This is a genomic window from Delftia sp. BGA-UO-ETr-SB1, from assembly GCF_059567865.1.
In genome coordinates this window covers 53,025-69,462 of the sequence record NZ_JCAQOW010000005.1, presented here as the reverse complement: position 1 = coordinate 69,462, position 16,438 = coordinate 53,025, and the positions used below count along the sequence as shown (strand labels likewise).

16 protein-coding genes are annotated in these 16,438 nt (G+C 67.7%); 2 read left to right on the top strand and 14 right to left on the bottom strand.

The genetic code is table 11. The annotated features are described in order from the left end of the window. Nucleotides 1-179: 179 nt before the first annotated feature. From AC57B5_RS10480 to trhP, 4 genes are all read right to left on the bottom strand, one after another. Nucleotides 180-2,342, bottom strand: coding sequence for a TonB-dependent receptor family protein (locus AC57B5_RS10480; RefSeq protein WP_496399471.1), 2,163 nt, complete (start codon nt 2,340-2,342; stop codon nt 180-182). A gap of 248 nt (nt 2,343-2,590) precedes the next feature. Continuing rightward, nucleotides 2,591-4,036, bottom strand: coding sequence for an aminotransferase-like domain-containing protein (locus AC57B5_RS10475; protein WP_198822151.1), 1,446 nt, complete (start codon nt 4,034-4,036; stop codon nt 2,591-2,593). A 32-nt stretch (nt 4,037-4,068) separates the two neighbouring features. Next, a complete protein-coding gene (locus AC57B5_RS10470) occupies nt 4,069-4,938 on the bottom strand; it encodes a plasmid replication/partition related protein (protein WP_374618755.1) in 870 nt (289 codons plus the stop codon). Nucleotides 4,939-5,060: 122 nt separating this feature from the next. Then, complete coding sequence (trhP, locus tag AC57B5_RS10465; RefSeq protein WP_071954802.1) at nt 5,061-6,449, bottom strand: prephenate-dependent tRNA uridine(34) hydroxylase TrhP; 1,389 nt, start codon at nt 6,447-6,449, stop codon at nt 5,061-5,063. A 256-nt stretch (nt 6,450-6,705) separates the two neighbouring features. Between trhP and AC57B5_RS10460 the strand changes: the two genes are divergently transcribed. Beyond that, nucleotides 6,706-7,317: a hypothetical protein gene (locus tag AC57B5_RS10460; protein ID WP_496399470.1), complete on the top strand. Its 612-nt coding sequence runs from the start codon at nt 6,706-6,708 to the stop codon at nt 7,315-7,317. Between the two features lie 48 nt (nt 7,318-7,365). Here the strand turns inward: AC57B5_RS10460 and AC57B5_RS10455 are convergent, their stop codons facing one another. Further along, nucleotides 7,366-8,271: a LysR family transcriptional regulator gene (locus AC57B5_RS10455; protein ID WP_496399469.1), complete on the bottom strand. Its 906-nt coding sequence runs from the start codon at nt 8,269-8,271 to the stop codon at nt 7,366-7,368. Nucleotides 8,272-8,415: 144 nt separating this feature from the next. Between AC57B5_RS10455 and AC57B5_RS10450 the strand changes: the two genes are divergently transcribed. Beyond that, complete coding sequence (locus AC57B5_RS10450) at nt 8,416-9,186, top strand: sulfite exporter TauE/SafE family protein (protein ID WP_454710460.1); 771 nt, start codon at nt 8,416-8,418, stop codon at nt 9,184-9,186. 10 nt (nt 9,187-9,196) lie between these two features. On the opposite strand, the gene prfH is transcribed toward AC57B5_RS10450, so the two are convergent. The 9 genes from prfH to ribH form a co-directional block, all read right to left on the bottom strand. Further along, entirely contained in the window at nt 9,197-9,796 is a 600-nt protein-coding gene (prfH, locus tag AC57B5_RS10445; RefSeq protein WP_012204378.1) for a peptide chain release factor H, read from the bottom strand. Further along, nucleotides 9,787-10,941, bottom strand: coding sequence for an RNA ligase RtcB family protein (locus AC57B5_RS10440; RefSeq protein WP_454709374.1), 1,155 nt, complete (start codon nt 10,939-10,941; stop codon nt 9,787-9,789). The genes prfH and AC57B5_RS10440 overlap by 10 nt, the downstream gene beginning before the upstream one ends. A gap of 397 nt (nt 10,942-11,338) precedes the next feature. Continuing rightward, nucleotides 11,339-12,433, bottom strand: coding sequence for a cell envelope integrity protein TolA (tolA, locus tag AC57B5_RS10435; RefSeq protein ID WP_454709373.1), 1,095 nt, complete (start codon nt 12,431-12,433; stop codon nt 11,339-11,341). 24 nt (nt 12,434-12,457) lie between these two features. Continuing rightward, nucleotides 12,458-12,883 (bottom strand): ExbD/TolR family protein, encoded by a 426-nt coding sequence (locus AC57B5_RS10430; RefSeq protein WP_047218593.1) that lies wholly within the window; start codon nt 12,881-12,883, stop codon nt 12,458-12,460. 30 nt (nt 12,884-12,913) lie between these two features. Next, nucleotides 12,914-13,618 (bottom strand): protein TolQ, encoded by a 705-nt coding sequence (gene tolQ / locus AC57B5_RS10425; protein WP_012204382.1) that lies wholly within the window; start codon nt 13,616-13,618, stop codon nt 12,914-12,916. Further along, a complete protein-coding gene (ybgC, locus tag AC57B5_RS10420) occupies nt 13,615-14,031 on the bottom strand; it encodes a tol-pal system-associated acyl-CoA thioesterase (protein ID WP_016450455.1) in 417 nt (138 codons plus the stop codon). The genes tolQ and ybgC overlap by 4 nt, the downstream gene beginning before the upstream one ends. A 12-nt stretch (nt 14,032-14,043) precedes the next feature. Then, nucleotides 14,044-15,228: a pyridoxal phosphate-dependent aminotransferase gene (locus tag AC57B5_RS10415; protein WP_034391536.1), complete on the bottom strand. Its 1,185-nt coding sequence runs from the start codon at nt 15,226-15,228 to the stop codon at nt 14,044-14,046. A 104-nt stretch (nt 15,229-15,332) separates the two neighbouring features. Then, nucleotides 15,333-15,971 (bottom strand): transcription antitermination factor NusB, encoded by a 639-nt coding sequence (gene nusB, locus AC57B5_RS10410; RefSeq protein ID WP_447916362.1) that lies wholly within the window; start codon nt 15,969-15,971, stop codon nt 15,333-15,335. Beyond that, nucleotides 15,968-16,438 carry a 6,7-dimethyl-8-ribityllumazine synthase gene (gene ribH, locus AC57B5_RS10405; RefSeq protein ID WP_012204386.1) on the bottom strand — a complete coding sequence of 157 codons (471 nt, stop codon included), beginning with the start codon at nt 16,436-16,438 and terminating at the stop codon, nt 15,968-15,970. The genes nusB and ribH overlap by 4 nt, the downstream gene beginning before the upstream one ends.

Genomic DNA, 16,438 nt, shown 5'->3' with positions numbered 1-16,438 from the left:
ATGCCCACTCCCCGTATGTCAGCGCAGGTTGCCCGCAGCGAAGCGGAGGGTCGCGGACATTCGGGTCGCCTTCTTTGATCTGACCTTTCTTGGCGAATCAAGAAAGGGCAGTCGGCCGCCGGGCCGAGACCCGGCCTCGAAAAACAACCACCCGGCAGGGTCAAAAAAGACCGAAGTATTTAGAACGGCAACGTCCCCTGCAAATACAACGTCCGAGGCATCCCCACATACTTGCCCCCGTTGTTGTCCGTAGACCGCGTGTAGTACCTGCGATCGAACAGATTCTTGACCCCCACGGCCACCCGCAGATTGCTCAGCGACTTGCCAAAGTCATAGCCCGCACGCAGGCCCACGGTCGCAAACCCGGGAATATCACCCAGCCGCCCCGCAGCATCTTCCTGCGTCACATACTGCGTGCCCGACCCCGGAGAGCGCTGCTTCGATTGCGCGGCCAGGTCCGCATTCAGCGTCCACTGCCCCAGCGCATAGCGCGCCCACAGCTGGCCCGTGTGGCGCGAGTACAGCGGCAGGTCGCGCCCCGCGAAATCGCCAGCGCGCGAGACAGCCTCGGTATAGGTGTAGGACACACCCGCCGTCAGCCCCTTGAGCGCGGCATTCCACTGGCCCAGGTCGTAGCGCAGCGAGGACTCGATGCCGCGGTGGCGCGTGGCGCCCAGGTCGGTCCAGATGCCGTCCACGCCCACGCGGGTCAGCAGCAGTTCCTTGTCGAAGTCGATGTTGAACAGCGTCAGCTCGGCGTTCAGCGCCGGGCTGTTGTAGTGCGTGCCCACCTCATAGGTCTTGGCCGATTCGGGATGCAGGCCGCGCTCGGTCTGGGCCAGTTGCGCGTACTGCTGCGGTCCGAAGGACTTGCCCGCGTTGGCGAACAGCGACCACTGCGCATTCATGCGGTAGAGCACGGACAGCGTGGGCAGGAACTCGCTTGCATCGGCCTTGGGGAACAGCTGACTGGTGACGGTGCTGCCATCGGCGCCCAGGTTGCTGACGTTGTTGAAGGAGTTGATGCGTTCGTAGCGCACGCCGGGCGTGATGGTCCAGTTGCCGATGTCGATGCGGTCATCGATGTAGAAGGCATGGGCCGTGGTGCCGCCCTGGCTGGTCTGGTAGGGCGTGATCGGCAGGGCCATGGCGTTGGCCATGGTGGCGGGGTTGTAGTAGGCGGTGCGCAGCGCGACCTCGGAACTGCTTTCCTTGAGGTAGCGGTAGCCCACGCTGACTTCCTGCACCACGGAGCCGGTCTCGAACAGGCGCGAGTAGCGCGGCTCGATGCCGAAGTAGTGGTAGCTGCGCGGCGCGGCCGTCAGGCGGCGCTGGTTGGCGTTGTCCTGCTCGATGTAGCTGCCGCGGAACGAGTCCACGTAGTAGCCCAGCACCTCGAAGTTGTTGCGCCCGTCCTTGTGGTTGTACTTGAACGAGGCATCGGTGCGGCGGCCGTCGAAGCTGTCGTAGGAGCGCGTGGACTGGAACGGGTCGGCCGCGTACTGCGCCGTCGTCAGGCCGCCGGGCATGCGGCCCGAGCCCTCGAAGTGGTGCAGCGAGACGGCGATGTCGTCCTGGGCCGAGATGCGGTAGGCGCCCTTGAGCAGGATGTCGTCGATGTCGGTCTTGTCATTGCCTGCGCGCCAGCCGTCGCCATGCGTGCCCGAGTACAGCAGGGCCAGGCCCAGGCCGGATTCGTTGGTGCCGCCCACGAACAGGCTGGGCGTGGTCTTGGCATTGCCGCCGTGGCTGTAGATCTCGGTGCCCACCGAGGCCTCGGCCGCGAAGGTCTTGGGAATGGCGCGCGTGACGAAGTTGATGATGCCGCCCACGTTCTGGGGGCCGTAGCGCACCGAGCCCGCGCCGCGGATCACATCCACCGACTCCAGGTTGCCCAGCGACACGGGCGCCAGCGACAGCTGGGGCTGGCCGTAGGGCGCGTAGGAGACGGGCACGCCGTCCATCAGCACATACGAGCGCGGCGACAGGCGCGCCGTCAGGCCGCGCACGCCGATGTTCAGAGACACGTCGCTGCCGCCCGTGCCGTTGCTGTCCTGCACCTGCACGCCGGGCACCAGGCGCAGCACGTCGCGCAGGCTGGAGGAGCCGGTTTCCTCGATGCGCGCCCGTTCGACGATGGTGCGCGCGCCGGCATGGTCCAGCACCTTTTCCTCGGTGGGGTTGTCCAGCCAGTTGCCCGTGACGGTGATGGCGGACAGGCCGGCCTCGGGCGCGGTGGTGGCGGGGGATGGCGCCTGTGCCGACGCCTGCAGCGACAGCAGGGCGGCGGCGACAGCGGCCGCGCAGCGTGTGAGCGTGGCGCAGTGATTGCTGGAAACCATGGAAAACTTCCTTTGTGCCTCTGGGATTGGTGCAGCGCTGAAGGGTCGGCTGGCAGGCTGCAGGACGCGTGGCGGCGGGCGAGGCGGAAGCAGGAGACAAGGACCGGTCAGCATGCATGGCGGCGATGCCGGTTCGGGGTGCGAGTCTAAATGAGAATCATCCAGCTTGCACCAGGCTGACAGCAGCTGTGCCGGGCCGCGTTGCCCGGGCGCTACAGCGCAGCAGGTGCTGCCAGCGCAGCGGGCGCTTACCTTGCTGCTTTTGCTGTTGGAAGGGGCTGCATTGCGCGGGCCAGCTCGCCCAGCGTGGCCAGGGCCTGCCCGGTCTCGTCGCTCCAGTCATGGCCGTAGTTCAGCCGCAGGCAGTGGCCGAAGGCCTGCGAGGCCGAGAAGATCGGCCCCGGCGCCACGCTGATGCCGCGCGCCAGCGCCGCGCGGTGCAGGGCCAGCGCATTGCAGTACGGTGGCAGCTCTATCCACATGAAGTAGCCGCCCTCGGGCCGCGTGGCCCGCGTACCCTGCGGAAAGTGGCGGGCAATGGCCGATGCCATGTGGTCCCGCTGCAGGGCCAGGCTCTGGCGCAGGCGGCGCAGGTGGCGGTCGGCGCCGCCGCTTTCCAGGTAGTCGGCCAGCGCCTGCTGGGTGGGCGCATTCGTGGCCAGCGTGGTGGTGAGCTTTTGCCGGGCCACGGCGCGCGTGAAGCGCCCCGGCGCGGCCCAGCCCGTGCGCCAGCCCGGCGCCAGCCATTTGGAGAACGAGCTGCAGTGCAGCACCCAGCCTTCGGTGTCGAAGGTCTTGGCCGGCGGCGGGCGGCGCTCGCCGAAGTACAGCTCGCCGTACACGTCGTCTTCGATCAGCGGCACGCGGTGGCGCGTGACCAGCTCCACCAGTGCGCGTTTGCGCGCCTCTGGCATGAGGCTGCCCAGCGGGTTCTGAAAGCAGGTCATCAGCCAGATGGCCTGGGGCCGGTGGCGCTGCAGTGCTGCCTCCAGCGCAGCCAGGTCCATGCCCTCGCCCGGATGGGTGGGCACCTCGATGGCCGACAGGCCCATGCGTTCCAGCGCCTGCAGCGCGCCATAGAAGCAGGGCGATTCGATGACCACGGCGCCGCCGGGCCGCGTGACGGCGGCCAGGCACAGGTTCAGAGCCTCCAGCGCGCCGTTGGTGATGACCAGGTCGGCCGGCGTCAGCGCCAGGCCGTCGGCCAGGTAGCGGCGTGCGATCTGGCGTCGCAGCGCCAGGCTTCCGGGCGTGAGGTCGTCGATGGCGCTGCGCGGGTCGGCCTCGCGCGCGGCATGCGCCAGGCACTGGCCCAGGCGGCGCAGCGGGAACAGGCCCGGCGAGGGAAAGGCCGAGCCCAGGGGCACGACATCGCGGTCCATGGCCGACTCCAGCACCTCGAACACGCGCTCGCTCACATCGACCACCGCAAAGCTGTCGCCCTCGGGCGAAGACGGCTCGGTAGGCTCGGGCGGCGCGCTGCGCGGGCGCTGGGCCACGAAGTAGCCCGATCGCTCGCGCGCGCGCACCAGGCCGCGCGCCTCCAGCAGGTAGTAGGCCTGGAACACCGTGGAGGCGCTGACGCCGCGCCGCTCGCTGGTCTGGCGCACCGAGGGCAGCTTGTCACCTGGGCACAGAACGCCTGCGGTGATGGATGCCTCGATATCGTCGGCCAGCTCCTGGTAGCGCGTCATGGCGGCGTGCGTGCTTGGGGGCGGGCGCCGCTTCAGCCTTGCTCGGCCAGCAGTTCCTGCAGCGCCTTGATCTGCTGGCGCAGGCGCTCGTTCTCGGCTTCGAGTTCGTTCACGCGCTGCTGCAGCTCCTCGGGCGAGGCGGTCACGGCCGTGCCTTCGCCGTCGGCCGCTTCGGCTTCGGGCTTGGCGGCCTTGGGCTTTTTCTTGGCATCGCGCACGCGCTTGGCGGCCTGCTTGAGTTCGTCGGCGCCTGCGGCGGCCACGGCCTGCTGCTCGTCCACGGGCAGGCTGGCGACCACGGCGGCGGTGCTCAGCGAGATGTCGCCCGAGCGCACGGCGGCCACCACTTCGGGCGCGGCCTTTTGCTGGATGGTCTCGATCAGCTTGACCTGGCTGCTGGACAGGCGGGCCACGCGGGCCAGGGCCTCGCGCGTGTCCAGGGCCTCGTCGGGCACCTTGGCCACGCTGGCCAGGGCGGCGGCGACCACGGGGTCGGTCTCGCCTTCCCAGGGGGCTTCACCTTCGGCCTGGGGCGCATCGGCCTTGGCGGCCATCACGGCAGCGGCGGCGGCCGAGCGGCGCGTGGCAATGATCTCGCGCTTGCGCAGCGCCAGCACGCCGCGCTGGAAGTCGGACACGCTGCGGCGGCCCAGGTGCTGGTCGATCATCCACAGGTGCACGTCGTCCATGTTCTTGAACTGCGTGGCCTGCACGGTGTTGAAGGGCAGGCCGTGCTTTTGGCAGATGGCGTAGCGGTTGTGGCCGTCGATGAGCAGGTCGTTCCAGAGCACGAGCGCGTCGCGGCAGCCTTCGGCCACGATGCTGCGCTCCAGCGCGTCGAGTTCATCGGGGGTCAGCGGGTCGATGTAGGCCTTGAGTTCTTCGTTGACGACGATGTCCATGGCAGTGCAGAAATGAGGAATGAAAGGAACGGCGGCCGCTCCAGGCCATTGCAGCAATGGCCCTGGACAGCCGCCAGGAAAAAATCAAGGGCAAGGAGGGCAGGGCGGCCTGCGCCCCGGCTTCACAGCAGGCGCGAGATCAGCGCACCCTCGGCCGGCGCATCCAGCGGAATGCGCACGCGGATCGGGTTGCCCTGGGCGACCTGCACGGGTTCGCCGTCGAGGTTGAACATCTTCTCCAACAGCACCTGGCGGTTGCCCTGCGGGTGGATGATCTCCAGCGTATCGCCCACCGAGAAGCGGTTCTTGGTCTCCACCTCGGCCATGCCGTCGGCATAGCTGCGCACCTCGCCCACGAAGTGGCTGCGCTGCAGCACCGAGTGGCCGGTCTCGTAGTTCTGGTAGTCCTGCGAGGGACGGCGCTCCAGCAGGCCGCCCGTGTAGCCGCGGTTGGCCAGGCCTTCGAGCTCGGTGATCAGGTGCGGGTTGAAGGGGCGGCCGGCCACGGCATCGTCGATGGCGCGGCGGTAGACCTGGGCCGTGCGGGCCACGTAGTACAGGCTCTTGGTGCGGCCCTCGATCTTGAGCGAGTCCACGCCGATCTTCACCAGGCGCTCCACATGCTCCACGGCACGCAGGTCCTTGGAGTTCATGATGTAGGTGCCGTGCTCGTCTTCCATGATGGGCATCAGCTCGCCGGGGCGGCCCTTTTCCTCCAGCAGGTAGACCTGCTCGGCCTTGGGGTGGCGCGCGCCGTCGCCGCAGGTGCTGGTGAACTGGCTGTCGGCTTCCTCGCGGGCCTTCTCGAAGCTGAAGTCCTGCTCCATGGTCTGGGCCAGGGCCTCGCCGGTATTGGGATCCACGGCCGCGTCATGCGTCTTGTAGTCCCAGCGGCAGGCATTGGTGCAGGTGCCCTGGTTGGGATCGCGCCGGTTGAAGTAGCCCGACAGCAGGCAGCGGCCCGAATAGGCGATGCACAGCGCGCCGTGCACGAAGACCTCGATCTCCATGTCCGGGCATTCCTGGCGGATCTTCTCGATCTCGTCCAGCGACAGCTCGCGCGACAGGATGATGCGCGAGACGCCGGCCTTCTGCCAGAACTTCACCGTGGCCCAGTTGGTGGTGTTGGCCTGCACCGAGAGATGGACCTCGGTCTCGGGCCACTTTTCCTTGACCATCATGATCAGGCCGGGGTCGGCCATGATCAGCGCGTCGGGCTTGCACTCGATCACGGGCTCGATGTCGCGGATATAGGTGCGCACCTTGTCGTTGTGGGCGATCAGGTTGCTGGTGACGAAGAATTTCTTGCCCCGCGCATGCGCCTCGGAGATGCCCTGGGCGATCTGTTCGAGGCGGAATTCGTTGTTGCGTGCGCGCAGGCTGTAGCGGGGTTGCCCGGCGTAGATGGCGTCGGCGCCAAAGTCGTAGGCCGCACGCATCTTGTCGAGCGAGCCGGCCGGCAGCAGCAGTTCGGGGGCTTTGAGGGTCATGATCCTGCTATTGTCCCGCATCGCGCTTTTCACTGCGGCATGGTGTGGCTCCCGCTTGCTTGAACTACCGTGGCTGCCTCGGCATGCGCAAGTACCTCGGGAGGCCTGGTGCGCAGGTATCACAGGTGATGCTCGGAGTGGTGTCCTGCGGAGCTTGTCAATGCGGCATGGAGCCGATTTACCCTGCTCTTCTAAACCTTGGTTTATGGGAAATTAGGTAACTTGCAGGTGGGGCTGGGGCTTTTATGGATGGTTTGATTTTAATTTCCTGATTCCTATGAATAATATTCTAAGATTGATAACCTTTGTTATCTGTTCCTTTGGTCTTGTTGCATGCTCTTCCTACGGAGAAAATGGGTGGATAAAGGAAGTGGATGCAGGGAAAAAGTTGGAAATAAAAGATCCCATAAAATTCAAGGCAATTATGGGGTCTGAGGAGAATGGGGTGCGTTATCACGGATTGATGCCCGGAATCTACAAGGCTGAAGCCGAAGATGATTTGGGGGTGTTTTATCGAGGGGAAGGCTTGGCAGTTTTCCTGGACAGAGATTTTACAGCGACAGACGATGTGTATACGCGAGAGGCGGGGGGATTCTGGCTGGCGAAGAACAAGCGATTGAGTGTGGGCTTCAGGCTTTATCGATTGAACGGTGGCGGGGCAGCTGGCGGGAATTCCTCGGCTGTCCATGAGTCTGTTGCGCGCGCCATTATTTACAGTGGTCAAAATTTCTCCATTGCGCAAGCTGGGCTGGCGGGTGCTGTAGGCGGTGCGCTGGTGAGTGCGATTGTGGGAGCTAATGGGTCGACTTCGGGAAATTGGGTCGGACAATTTGTTCCGATTCAATATGATCAAAATCAAGTGGAGCAAATATTCTTGATGTTGGAATAATCTACTCAAGGTGCCTGCGCGCATCTGAGTGAGCATGGATCTTGAGAGTTAACTGACCGCCAGTCCCTTCAGATGCACCAGCAACTGCCTTGCATGGGCGGGCAACTGGTCTTCCCGGGCCGTGCACAGCAGCAGCTGGCGCCGAGCCCAGGCATCGCACAAAGGCACGGCGCGGGCGCCGCTGGCCGGGGCCAGGCGCTGCGCGGCTGCCTCTGGCATGACGGCCACGCCCACGCCCTGGCCCACCAGCTGGCAGATGCTGTCCAGGTGCTGCAGCTGGGCGCGCCAGCGCAACTGCCCTCCCGACGGCCCTTCCAGCAAGGCGGCCTGCTGGCGCACCAGCACCTGCAGGGCGGCATCGTGCGGCAGGCCTACCCAGTCTTCGGTCAGCAGGTCCTGCAAGGCCAGCCGTTTGCGCCGGGCCAGGCGGTGGCGGCGCGGCAGCACGGCCACCAGCGGGTCGGGGCGCCAGGGCGTGGCCTGCAGGCCGCGCAGGTCCTGGGCATCGCTGGCCACGCCGATGTCGCACAGGCCCTGACGCAGCCGGTCCAGCACTTCGGCGCTGCGGCATTCCTGCAGCTCCAGCGCCACGCGCGGATGGCCGCGCAGGAATCCGGCCACGGCCAGCGGCAGGTGCTCGCTCACGGCCGAGGTGTTGCCGCATACGCGCACATGCCCGGCCAGGCCCGCGCCGTACTCGGCCATGTCGCCGCGCAGGCGTTGCATCCGGGCCAGAACGTCACGCGCATGCTGGCCCAGCGTGTGGCCGGCCGCCGTGGGCCGCACGCCGCGCGCCTGGCGCGCGAGCAGGGCGCAGCCCAGTTGCGCCTCCATGCCGCGCACGCGCTCGCTGGCCGAGGCCAGCGTCATGTGCGCGCGACCGGCCGCCGCCGTGAGCGTGCCGCAGTCGAGGATATGGACGAACAGCTGCAGGTCGGTGAGGTCGAATCGCATGGACTAAGGTGCTGAAGGATCAGGCCATGCCTGAGCCTTGGTTTGAAGATTCCCGATTGTGATCCCTGTGGTGGTGAGCGAGCATGGCGCCATGAGGTTCAGGAAAGGCCTGAGCCAGGTCAGTGAAAGTGCAGGGTGGCCGTGATGTGGGATGCGTGGTGGGTGCTGGCGGCGGCGGTGGCCGTGTTCGGGCTGGCCGGTGTCGTCAAGGGAGTGGTGGGCCTGGGCCTGCCCACGGTGTCCATGGCGCTGCTGGCGCTGTTCATGCCGGCCGGGCAGGCGGCGGCCTGGCTGCTGCTGCCGTCCCTGGTGACCAATGTGGTGCAGATGCGGCCCATGCCATCGCTGCGGCCTTTGCTGCGGCGCCTGGGCTGGATGCAGCTGGGCATTGTCGCGGGCACGGTGGGCGGCATGCTGTGGTGGGGCCCGGTGGGCGAGGCCGCCGTGGCGCGCACGACGCTGGGCGTGGCCCTGGTTATTTATGCCCTGTGGGGCCTGTGGGGGCCGGACCTGCAGTTGCCGAAGAGGCATCAGGCCTGGCTGGGCCTGTTGTGTGGTCTGTTGACGGGCGGGATCACGGCGTTGACCGGCGTGTTCGTGGTGCCGGCCGTAGCCTTTTTGCAATCGCTGGCGCTGGGCCGGCAGGCGCTGATGCAGGCCATGGGCCTGTGCTTCACGGTGTCCACGCTGGCGCTGGGCGCGGGCATGGCGCTGGCGCAGGGGCCGGGCCATGCCGCTTCGTCCTGGACGGGCTGGGGGGCCACGGCCTTGGTTTCCGCGCTGATGCTGCTGCCCGCCCTGGCCGGCATGGCCTGGGGCGAGCGGCTGCGCCAGTCGCTGTCGCCCCAGGTTTTCAAGCGCGTGCTGATGCTGGGCCTGCTGGCCCTGGGCATCTACATGTGCGCCAGGGGCTAGCCCCGGGCGTTCAGGCGCGGAACACCTTCACGGGGCTGCCGCGCTCCACCTCCCAGTGCTGCTGGCTGCGCGTGCGCCGGGCCTGGCCCTCGCCCTGCGCGTTGAGGCGCGCCAGCTTCAGGGCCAGCAGCTCGCGCGCCAGCCGCTTGTTGGCGTGCTGGCTGCGCTCGCTCATGACCTTCACCGAGATCCCGCTGGGCACATGCAGGGCATGGACGGCGGAGTCCGTGGTGTTGACATGCTGGCCGCCCTTGCCCGAGGCCTTGCAGGCCTGGAAGACGATCTCTCCATCGGCCGGCAATTGCCGGGGCGGCTCGCACTTCTGCACGGCAACAAACCAGTTCCTGCGCGGGTGGTGGGGCCGCAGGGGACTGTCGAAGACCCACTGGATGGTGCCCAGCCAGGCGCCCAGCGTGCCGTGAAGCAGGCCGGTGTCGCCCTCGCAGCGCAGCAGCACGGACTTGTAGCCGGCCGGCGTGGGCGTTTCCTCCAGCACGTCCACTGCGATGCCGCTGGCGGCGCAGTCGCGCAGCAGCTCGCGCAGGGTCAGGCGCACGGCATGCTCGCACTCGGCGGGGCCGTGGGATGCGGTCAGCTGGATCAGCAGCATTGCATGGCTCCCTTCTTGTAGGTCAGCAGGGGGCGCAGCCGCGCCACCAGTTGCACCAGGCCGGCTTCCTGCAGGCTGGCGACCACGGAGTCCACGTCCTTGTAGGCCTGGGGGGCCTCCTCGTAGACCAGTTCGCGGTCGGCGCAGACCACGGCGCTGCCGAATTGGGTGCGCAGCAGCTCGTCCAGCGTGAAGCGCGGGCGCAGGCGGCCCATGCAATCGGTGCGTGCCCACTTGCGGCCCGCGCCGTGTGCCAGCGAGTGCAATGCCTCATCACGCCCGGCCACGGGCCGCACAAGATAGCTGTAGTCGCCGCGCGAACCCGGAATCACCACCAGCCCCTGGTCGGCCGGCGTGGCGCCCTTGCGGTGCAAAAAGCCATCCTCGCCGCGCCAGTGGTGGGCGATCACGTGGTTGTGGGTGATGTCCAGCAGGGCCTGGCCGCGCGTGCGCAGGGCGCGCAGCAGGCGTGCCGCAATGCTGGCGCGGTTGAGCTGGGCGAAGGCGATGGCGGCCGCGTGCTGGCGCAGGTACTGCGGGGCGTCATCGCTGCTGGCGGCCAGGCCGTCGTGGCTGAAGGCCTCCACATGGGCGCGCAGGATGGCGCCGCCCAGCCCGCGCGAGCCGCTGTGCACCATGAGGTGCACGCGTTTCCTGTCGAGCGCGCCGTCCTCGTACAGCGTGTCCACCACCTGCAGTTCGGCAAAGTGGTTGCCGCCGCCAATGGTGCCCAGGCTGTCCTGCAGATACGCCAGGTCGGCCACGCCGCTGGCCTGGGCGATGTGCTCCAGCTGCTGCATGTCCACGGCGTCCAGCAGTTCCTGGGGCAGGGGGCCGTCGATGTTGCCCACCGCCTTTTCCAGCTTGGGGGCCGAGGTCTTGTGCGCCGCCAGCTCCGTGCTGTACAGCGACATGCCGCAGCCGATGTCGCTGCCGACCAGGGCCGGGTAGAAGCGGCCCACGGAAAAGAAGGCCGCCCCTACCGGGTAGCCCCGGCCCGGGTGCAGGTCGGGCAGGCCCACGGCGGCGCGCATGCCGGCCAAGTTGCGGGCCGTCGTTTGAAGTTGTTGGATGGCGGCGTCTTCAATCCAGACGCCGCGGTTGGCGAACACCTCAATGTAGGTGTCCGAAAGGGAATTGCCCATGAATGGCTTTCGATCGAGTGCTTGGGGCACATTCCGGCAGATGCGGAATGCGCAATGGGCAGTCGCCGCAAGCTCGATAGACAGGCATCAGGAAAAGCGCACGCGCAGCCGAAAGCCGGGCCTCAGGGGGCCGGAAATCAGGTCTGCAGCGTGGCCTGGAGGCGCTAGGGCTTCAAGCGTGCACGACTGCAAAGGGACGTGTCGAATGGGACATGGGTTCTCTCCTTTGCGATGGTGGACGGGTGCCGCGAATGCGGCGAAGACGGGGATGCTAGGGACAAGCGGCCGGTGCCGCAAGCGAAGTCGCAGGCGCGTGGCGGATTGCATACAACGCAAGATGGAAAAAGCCCCGCAGGCAGGTACCGGCGGGGCCTTTTGATGAAGGGCCTGTGGCCGTTCAGTCCTGCGGACGGAATCCGATGACCAGGTCCGAAGGCACGCGGCCATCGATGTCGCGCGGCAGCGTCTCGGTCTTTTGCAGCGCGCGGATGACGGCATCGTCCCAGGCCTTGTTGCCGCTGGACTTGGCAATGGTGGCGCCGGTGATGGTGCCATCGGGCGCGGTGCGCACGCGCACCTCGGCCCGCGGATTGCCGCTGATGGCGTCCGGGTAGACGATGTTGGGCTTGACGCGCGCGGCCACCTTGGCGCCATAGCCGGCCGAGGGGCCTCCGGCCGAGCTGCCCGAGCCACCGCTCTTGCTGCCACCTGCGCCTTCGCCGGCCGAGCCGCCGCTGCCGGCCAGGCCCTGCATGCGGCGGATGTTCTCCAGGCGGCGTGCCTCGGCTTCCTTGGCCTCGCGGGCCTCCTTGGCGGCCTGTTCCTTCTTGCGCTTGTCCTCGGCGGCCTTCTTCTCGGCTTCGGCCTTGGCGGCCTTTTCCTTGTCGGCCTTCTCGGCTTTCTCGCGCTCGGCCTTGTCCTTGGCGGCTTTTTCCTTGTCCGCCTTTTCCTTTTCGGCCTTGTCCTTTTTCTGCTGCTCGAGCTTGTCGCGGCGGTCCTTCTCGGCTCTTTCCGCCTTCTCGCGCTCGGCCTTGTCCTTGGCCGCCTTGTCGGCCTTTTCCTTGTCCAGGCGCTCCTGGCGTTCCTTCTCGCGCTGCTCACGGGCGGCCTGTTCGGCGCGCTCCTTCTTTTGCTGCTCGATCTTGCGCTTCTTCTCCAGCGCGATCTCAGCCTCGCGGTCGTCGTCCACCGCCTGCGGCTTGGGAGGTGGGGGCGGTGCAATCACGGGCGCGGGCGGCGGCGGTGGCGGCTGGGGAACAGGCTCGGGTGCAGGTGGCGGCGGTGGCGCAGGCACGGGCAGGGCGGGAGCGGGTGCGGCCGTGGACCAGAACTCGGCCTCGACCATGGGCTCGTCGGCCTGCTTCGGGGGGCGCACGGTCCACAGCATGGCGGCCACAAGCAGCCCGTGCGCGGCCACGGCCATGGCCCACGAGCGCGTGCGGCCGCGCGTGCGCGGCGGTGCGAACTGGTCGTGGTCTTGCAGGTTGGGCATGGGATCGAAGGCGGGCGGCGCTGCTTACTGGGAGGACTTGACGCCGAAGGCCACGCGCTTGACGCCGGCCGCCTGAAGCTCGGACATGGCGGCCATCACGGTCTCGAAGGGCAGCTTCTTGTCCGCCGAAATCAGCACGGCGCTGTCGTCGCTTTGCTGGTCCTGCCAGCTCCTGGCGGCTGCGCCCAGCTCCTTGAGCGTGACGGTCTTGTCGGTGCTGCCGGCCTTGATGCGGATGCCGCCGTCCTTGTCGATCATCACGTCGGCGCGCTTCGGGGGCGTGCGCGCGGCCTTGCCGGCGCTGGGCACGTTGATGGAGCCCGGCGTGAGCATGGGGGCCGTCACCATGAAGATGATGAGCAGCACCAGCATCACGTCGATGAAGGGCACCATGTTGATCTCGTTGACGGTGCGGCGGCTGCGGCCGCCGCGCGAGGCTACTGCGGGCATGTGCTCACTCCTTGCTGGCTTTGAGCGACTTCAATGGCCGGACGGGGTGCTGGAGCCGGTCGCACCCACGTTGCGCTGCAGGATGTTGGAGAACTCTTCGATGAAGGTTTCCTGCTGGCTGGCCACGCGGTCGATCTGGTGGGCATAGCGGTTGTAGGCCGTGACGGCCGGGATGGCGGCGAACAGGCCCATGGCCGTGGCCACCAGCGCCTCGGCAATGCCGGGGGCCACGGTGGCCAGCGTGATCTGCTCCATGTTGGCAAAGCCGGTGAAGGCGTGCATCACGCCCCAGACCGTGCCGAACAGGCCGATGTAGGGAGAGACCGAGCCCACGGTGCCCAGGAAGGACAGGCCCGACTCGACCTCGTCCATCTCGCGCTGGAAGCTGGCGCGCATGGCGCGGCGCGTGCCGTCCATCAACTGGTTCACATCGGCGATGCGGCGCTCGCGCAGCTTCTGGTACTCGCGCATGCCGCTGGCGAAGATGCGTTCCATGGGGCCGCCCTGCTTGGCGTGGTGGGCCGCCGAGGCGTAGAGATCGTTGAGGCTGGTGCCCGACCAGAAGTCCTGCTCGAAGCCGTCGTTGAGCGAGCGCACGCGCTTCAAGGTCTGCGACTTGCGAAAGATGGTGGCCCAGCTGGCCACCGAGGCGCCCACGAGGATCAGCATGACCAGCTGCACGACCCAGCTGGCCTGCAGCACGAGGCTGAGTATGGACATGTCATGGGAGTTCATGAGAGTTGCTCCAGGATGCGGTTCGGAATTCTTGCGGGGCGCATGGTCGAGCCATCCACCCATCCAATGCGGATCGTGCCTTCGCACAACAGGGGCGGCGGCGCATTGCCATCGCCGGCGGATGCCAGCAGCGCCTGCTGCCGTATTGTCAGCGAAGCGCGCCCGCTGCTTTGCAGCTCGGCGGTAACAAGGAGTTGGTCATCGAGCCGGGCCGCCCGCAGGTATTGCAGCTGGGCCTGGGTTACGACAAACATGCCGCCCGTTTGTTCCCGCAACTGCTGCTGGCCTATGCCCAGGGCGCGCAGCCACTCGGTGCGGGCGCGCTCGAAGAACTTCAGATAGTTGGCGTAGAACACGATGCCGCCGGCATCGGTGTCCTCCCAGTAGACGCGGATGGGAAATTCGAAGGCCATGTGCGGCGGGCCTCAGGCCAGCAGGCGCTGCAGGCGGCGCACGGCCTCCTGCAGCTGTTCCATGGAGTTGGCCGTGGAAAAGCGCACGAAGTCGGCGGTCTCGAACGTGCCGAAGTCGCGGCCCGGCGTGATGGCCAGGTGGGCGCGCTCCATGACGGCGTAGGCAAAGTCCCAGCTGCCCTGGACGCCGAGCCTGGCGGCAGCGGCACGGCAGTCGGCCCAGGCGTAGAAGGCGCCGTCGGGCTGCACGGGCACGGGCAGGCCCAGGGCCTCGAGCGCAGGGATGAAGAAGTCGCGCCGGGCCTTGAATTCGGCGCGGCGGCGTTCGTACTCGGCAATGGACTCGGGCTCGAAACAGGCCAGGGCGGCGCGCTGCGAGACGGTGCTGGCGCAGATGAAGAGGTTCTGCGCCACGCGCTCGACCACGGGCACCATGGCCTCGGGCACCACCATCCAGCCCAGGCGCCAGCCCGTCATGTTGAAGTACTTGCTGAAGCTGTTGATGCTGATCACGTCCTCGCCCAGCGCCAGCGCGGTCTGGCCGAAGGCGTCGTCATGCGACAGGCCCAGGTAGATCTCGTCGATGATGGTCAGCCCGCCCCGGGCGCGCACCACGTCGAGGATGCGGCGCAGCTCGGCCGGCGCAATCGAGGTGCCGGTGGGATTGGAGGGCGAGGCCAGCAGCACGCCGCGCGTGTGCTCGTTCCAGGCGGCCTCGACCTTGTCGGCGCTCAGCTGGTAGCGTTCGGCCGCCGTGGTCGGCACCATCACGGCCCGGCCTTCGGCTGCGCTCACGAAGTGGCGGTTGCAGGGATAGCTGGGGTCGGGCATGAGGATTTCGTCGCCCGCGTCGATGGTGGCCAGGCAGGCCAGCTGCAGCGCGGCCGAGGCGCCGGCCGTGACCACGATGCGCCGCGCCGGCACATCCACGCCGAAGCGCTGCGCATACCAGTGGCTGATGCGCTCGCGCAGCTGGGGCAGGCCCAGGGCCGGCGTGTACTGCGTGGCGCCGTCCTGCACGGCGCGCGCTGCGGCCTCCTGCACCAGCGGGGGCGCGGTGAAGTCGGGCTCGCCGATGTTCAGGAAGATCATCGGCGTGTCGCTGTCCGCGCAGCCGCGCGCCATCTCCTGCGCCGCCTTGGCGATCTCCATCACGTAAAAGGGCTCAATGCGGTCGGCGCGGGTCGAAAACTTCATGACGGGTGAAATCCTGGAAGAGGCGCCCGCGCCCGGCAGGCGCGGGCGGGCCATGGATGGCCGGATGCGGCGGGGCCTGTGCCCCGAAGACCCGAGGCGCGGCGTCAGCCGGCGGCCTGGTCGGCAGCGTCGTCTGCTGCTGCGTCCGTGGCGGCATCTGCTGCCGCGTCGGTGGCCGTGTCTGCCTTGGTGGCGGCGGGCTGCGCGGGCGCGGAGCCCTTGCCCGCACGGTCATGCTCGACTTCGGCCGCGCGCAGCGTGGGCGCCAGGCCGTTGAGCACGGCGTTCACGTATTTGTGGCCGTCGGTGCCGCCGAATTCCTTGGCCAGCTCGATGCACTCGTTGAGCACCACGCGCCAGGGCACGTCGGGGCAGTGCTGGAATTCATACACGCCGATCCACATGCTGGCGTGCTCGATGGGCGAGATCTCGGCCATGGTGCGGTCCAGCTTGGGGGCGATCAGCGCGTCCAGATCCACCTGGGAGTTGATGCAGCCGCGCAGCAGCGCGTCGTAGTGCACCGAGTCGGCCTTGTGAAAGCCGGACAGGTCGCGCGTGAAGCGGTCGATGGCCTCCACGTCGTTGCCGCCCACCAGGTGCTGGTACAGCGCCTGCAGCGCGAATTCACGCGCGCGGCTGCGGTTGGACTTGGAGGCGGCCTTGCGCGCGCCGGTGCTGGTCAGGCCGCCGCGGCTTTGGCGGGGAGGGCGGCCCGAGGCCGGTGTGGATTGTTCGTCGCTCATGTTCGGGCTATGGTTTGGAGCAGGTTGGCCATCTCCACGGCGACCCGGGCCGCGTCGCGTCCCTTTTCGGTCTGGCGCGCGATGGCCTGCTCCGTGTTCTCGGTGGTGATGATCGCGTTGGCGATCGGCAGCTGGTAGTCCAGGGCCAGGCGCGTGACACCCGCGCCCGATTCGTTGGCCACCAGCTCGAAGTGGTATGTCTCCCCACGGATGATGCAGCCCAGCGCCACCAGGGCGTCGTACCGGTCGGACTCGGCCATCGCCTGCAGCGCCACGGGCACTTCCAGGGCGCCGGGCACGGTGACGTGGTCGATGTTTCCGGCCTGCACGCCCAGGGCCAGCAGCTCTTCGCGGCAGGCCTGGGTCAGGCTGTTGGTGATGCTTTCATTGAAGCGGGCCTGGACGATGCCGACGCGCAGCTGCGCGCCGTCGAGGTTCTGGGCCTGGCCCTTTTCTGCGTTCAACAT

Coding starts and splice junctions, on each gene's coding strand:
- AC57B5_RS10480 (WP_496399471.1), bottom strand. CDS start 2,342: ATGGTTTCCAGCAATCACTGCGCCACGCTCACACGCTGCGCGGCCGCT.
- AC57B5_RS10475 (WP_198822151.1), bottom strand. CDS start 4,036: ATGACGCGCTACCAGGAGCTGGCCGACGATATCGAGGCATCCATCACC.
- AC57B5_RS10470 (WP_374618755.1), bottom strand. CDS start 4,938: ATGGACATCGTCGTCAACGAAGAACTCAAGGCCTACATCGACCCGCTG.
- trhP (WP_071954802.1), bottom strand. CDS start 6,449: ATGCGGGACAATAGCAGGATCATGACCCTCAAAGCCCCCGAACTGCTG.
- AC57B5_RS10460 (WP_496399470.1), top strand. CDS start 6,706: ATGAATAATATTCTAAGATTGATAACCTTTGTTATCTGTTCCTTTGGT.
- AC57B5_RS10455 (WP_496399469.1), bottom strand. CDS start 8,271: ATGCGATTCGACCTCACCGACCTGCAGCTGTTCGTCCATATCCTCGAC.
- AC57B5_RS10450 (WP_454710460.1), top strand. CDS start 8,416: ATGTGGGATGCGTGGTGGGTGCTGGCGGCGGCGGTGGCCGTGTTCGGG.
- prfH (WP_012204378.1), bottom strand. CDS start 9,796: ATGCTGCTGATCCAGCTGACCGCATCCCACGGCCCCGCCGAGTGCGAG.
- AC57B5_RS10440 (WP_454709374.1), bottom strand. CDS start 10,941: ATGGGCAATTCCCTTTCGGACACCTACATTGAGGTGTTCGCCAACCGC.
- tolA (WP_454709373.1), bottom strand. CDS start 12,433: ATGCCCAACCTGCAAGACCACGACCAGTTCGCACCGCCGCGCACGCGC.
- AC57B5_RS10430 (WP_047218593.1), bottom strand. CDS start 12,883: ATGCCCGCAGTAGCCTCGCGCGGCGGCCGCAGCCGCCGCACCGTCAAC.
- tolQ (WP_012204382.1), bottom strand. CDS start 13,618: ATGAACTCCCATGACATGTCCATACTCAGCCTCGTGCTGCAGGCCAGC.
- ybgC (WP_016450455.1), bottom strand. CDS start 14,031: ATGGCCTTCGAATTTCCCATCCGCGTCTACTGGGAGGACACCGATGCC.
- AC57B5_RS10415 (WP_034391536.1), bottom strand. CDS start 15,228: ATGAAGTTTTCGACCCGCGCCGACCGCATTGAGCCCTTTTACGTGATG.
- nusB (WP_447916362.1), bottom strand. CDS start 15,971: ATGAGCGACGAACAATCCACACCGGCCTCGGGCCGCCCTCCCCGCCAA.
- ribH (WP_012204386.1), bottom strand. CDS start 16,438: ATGTTGAACGCAGAAAAGGGCCAGGCCCAGAACCTCGACGGCGCGCAG.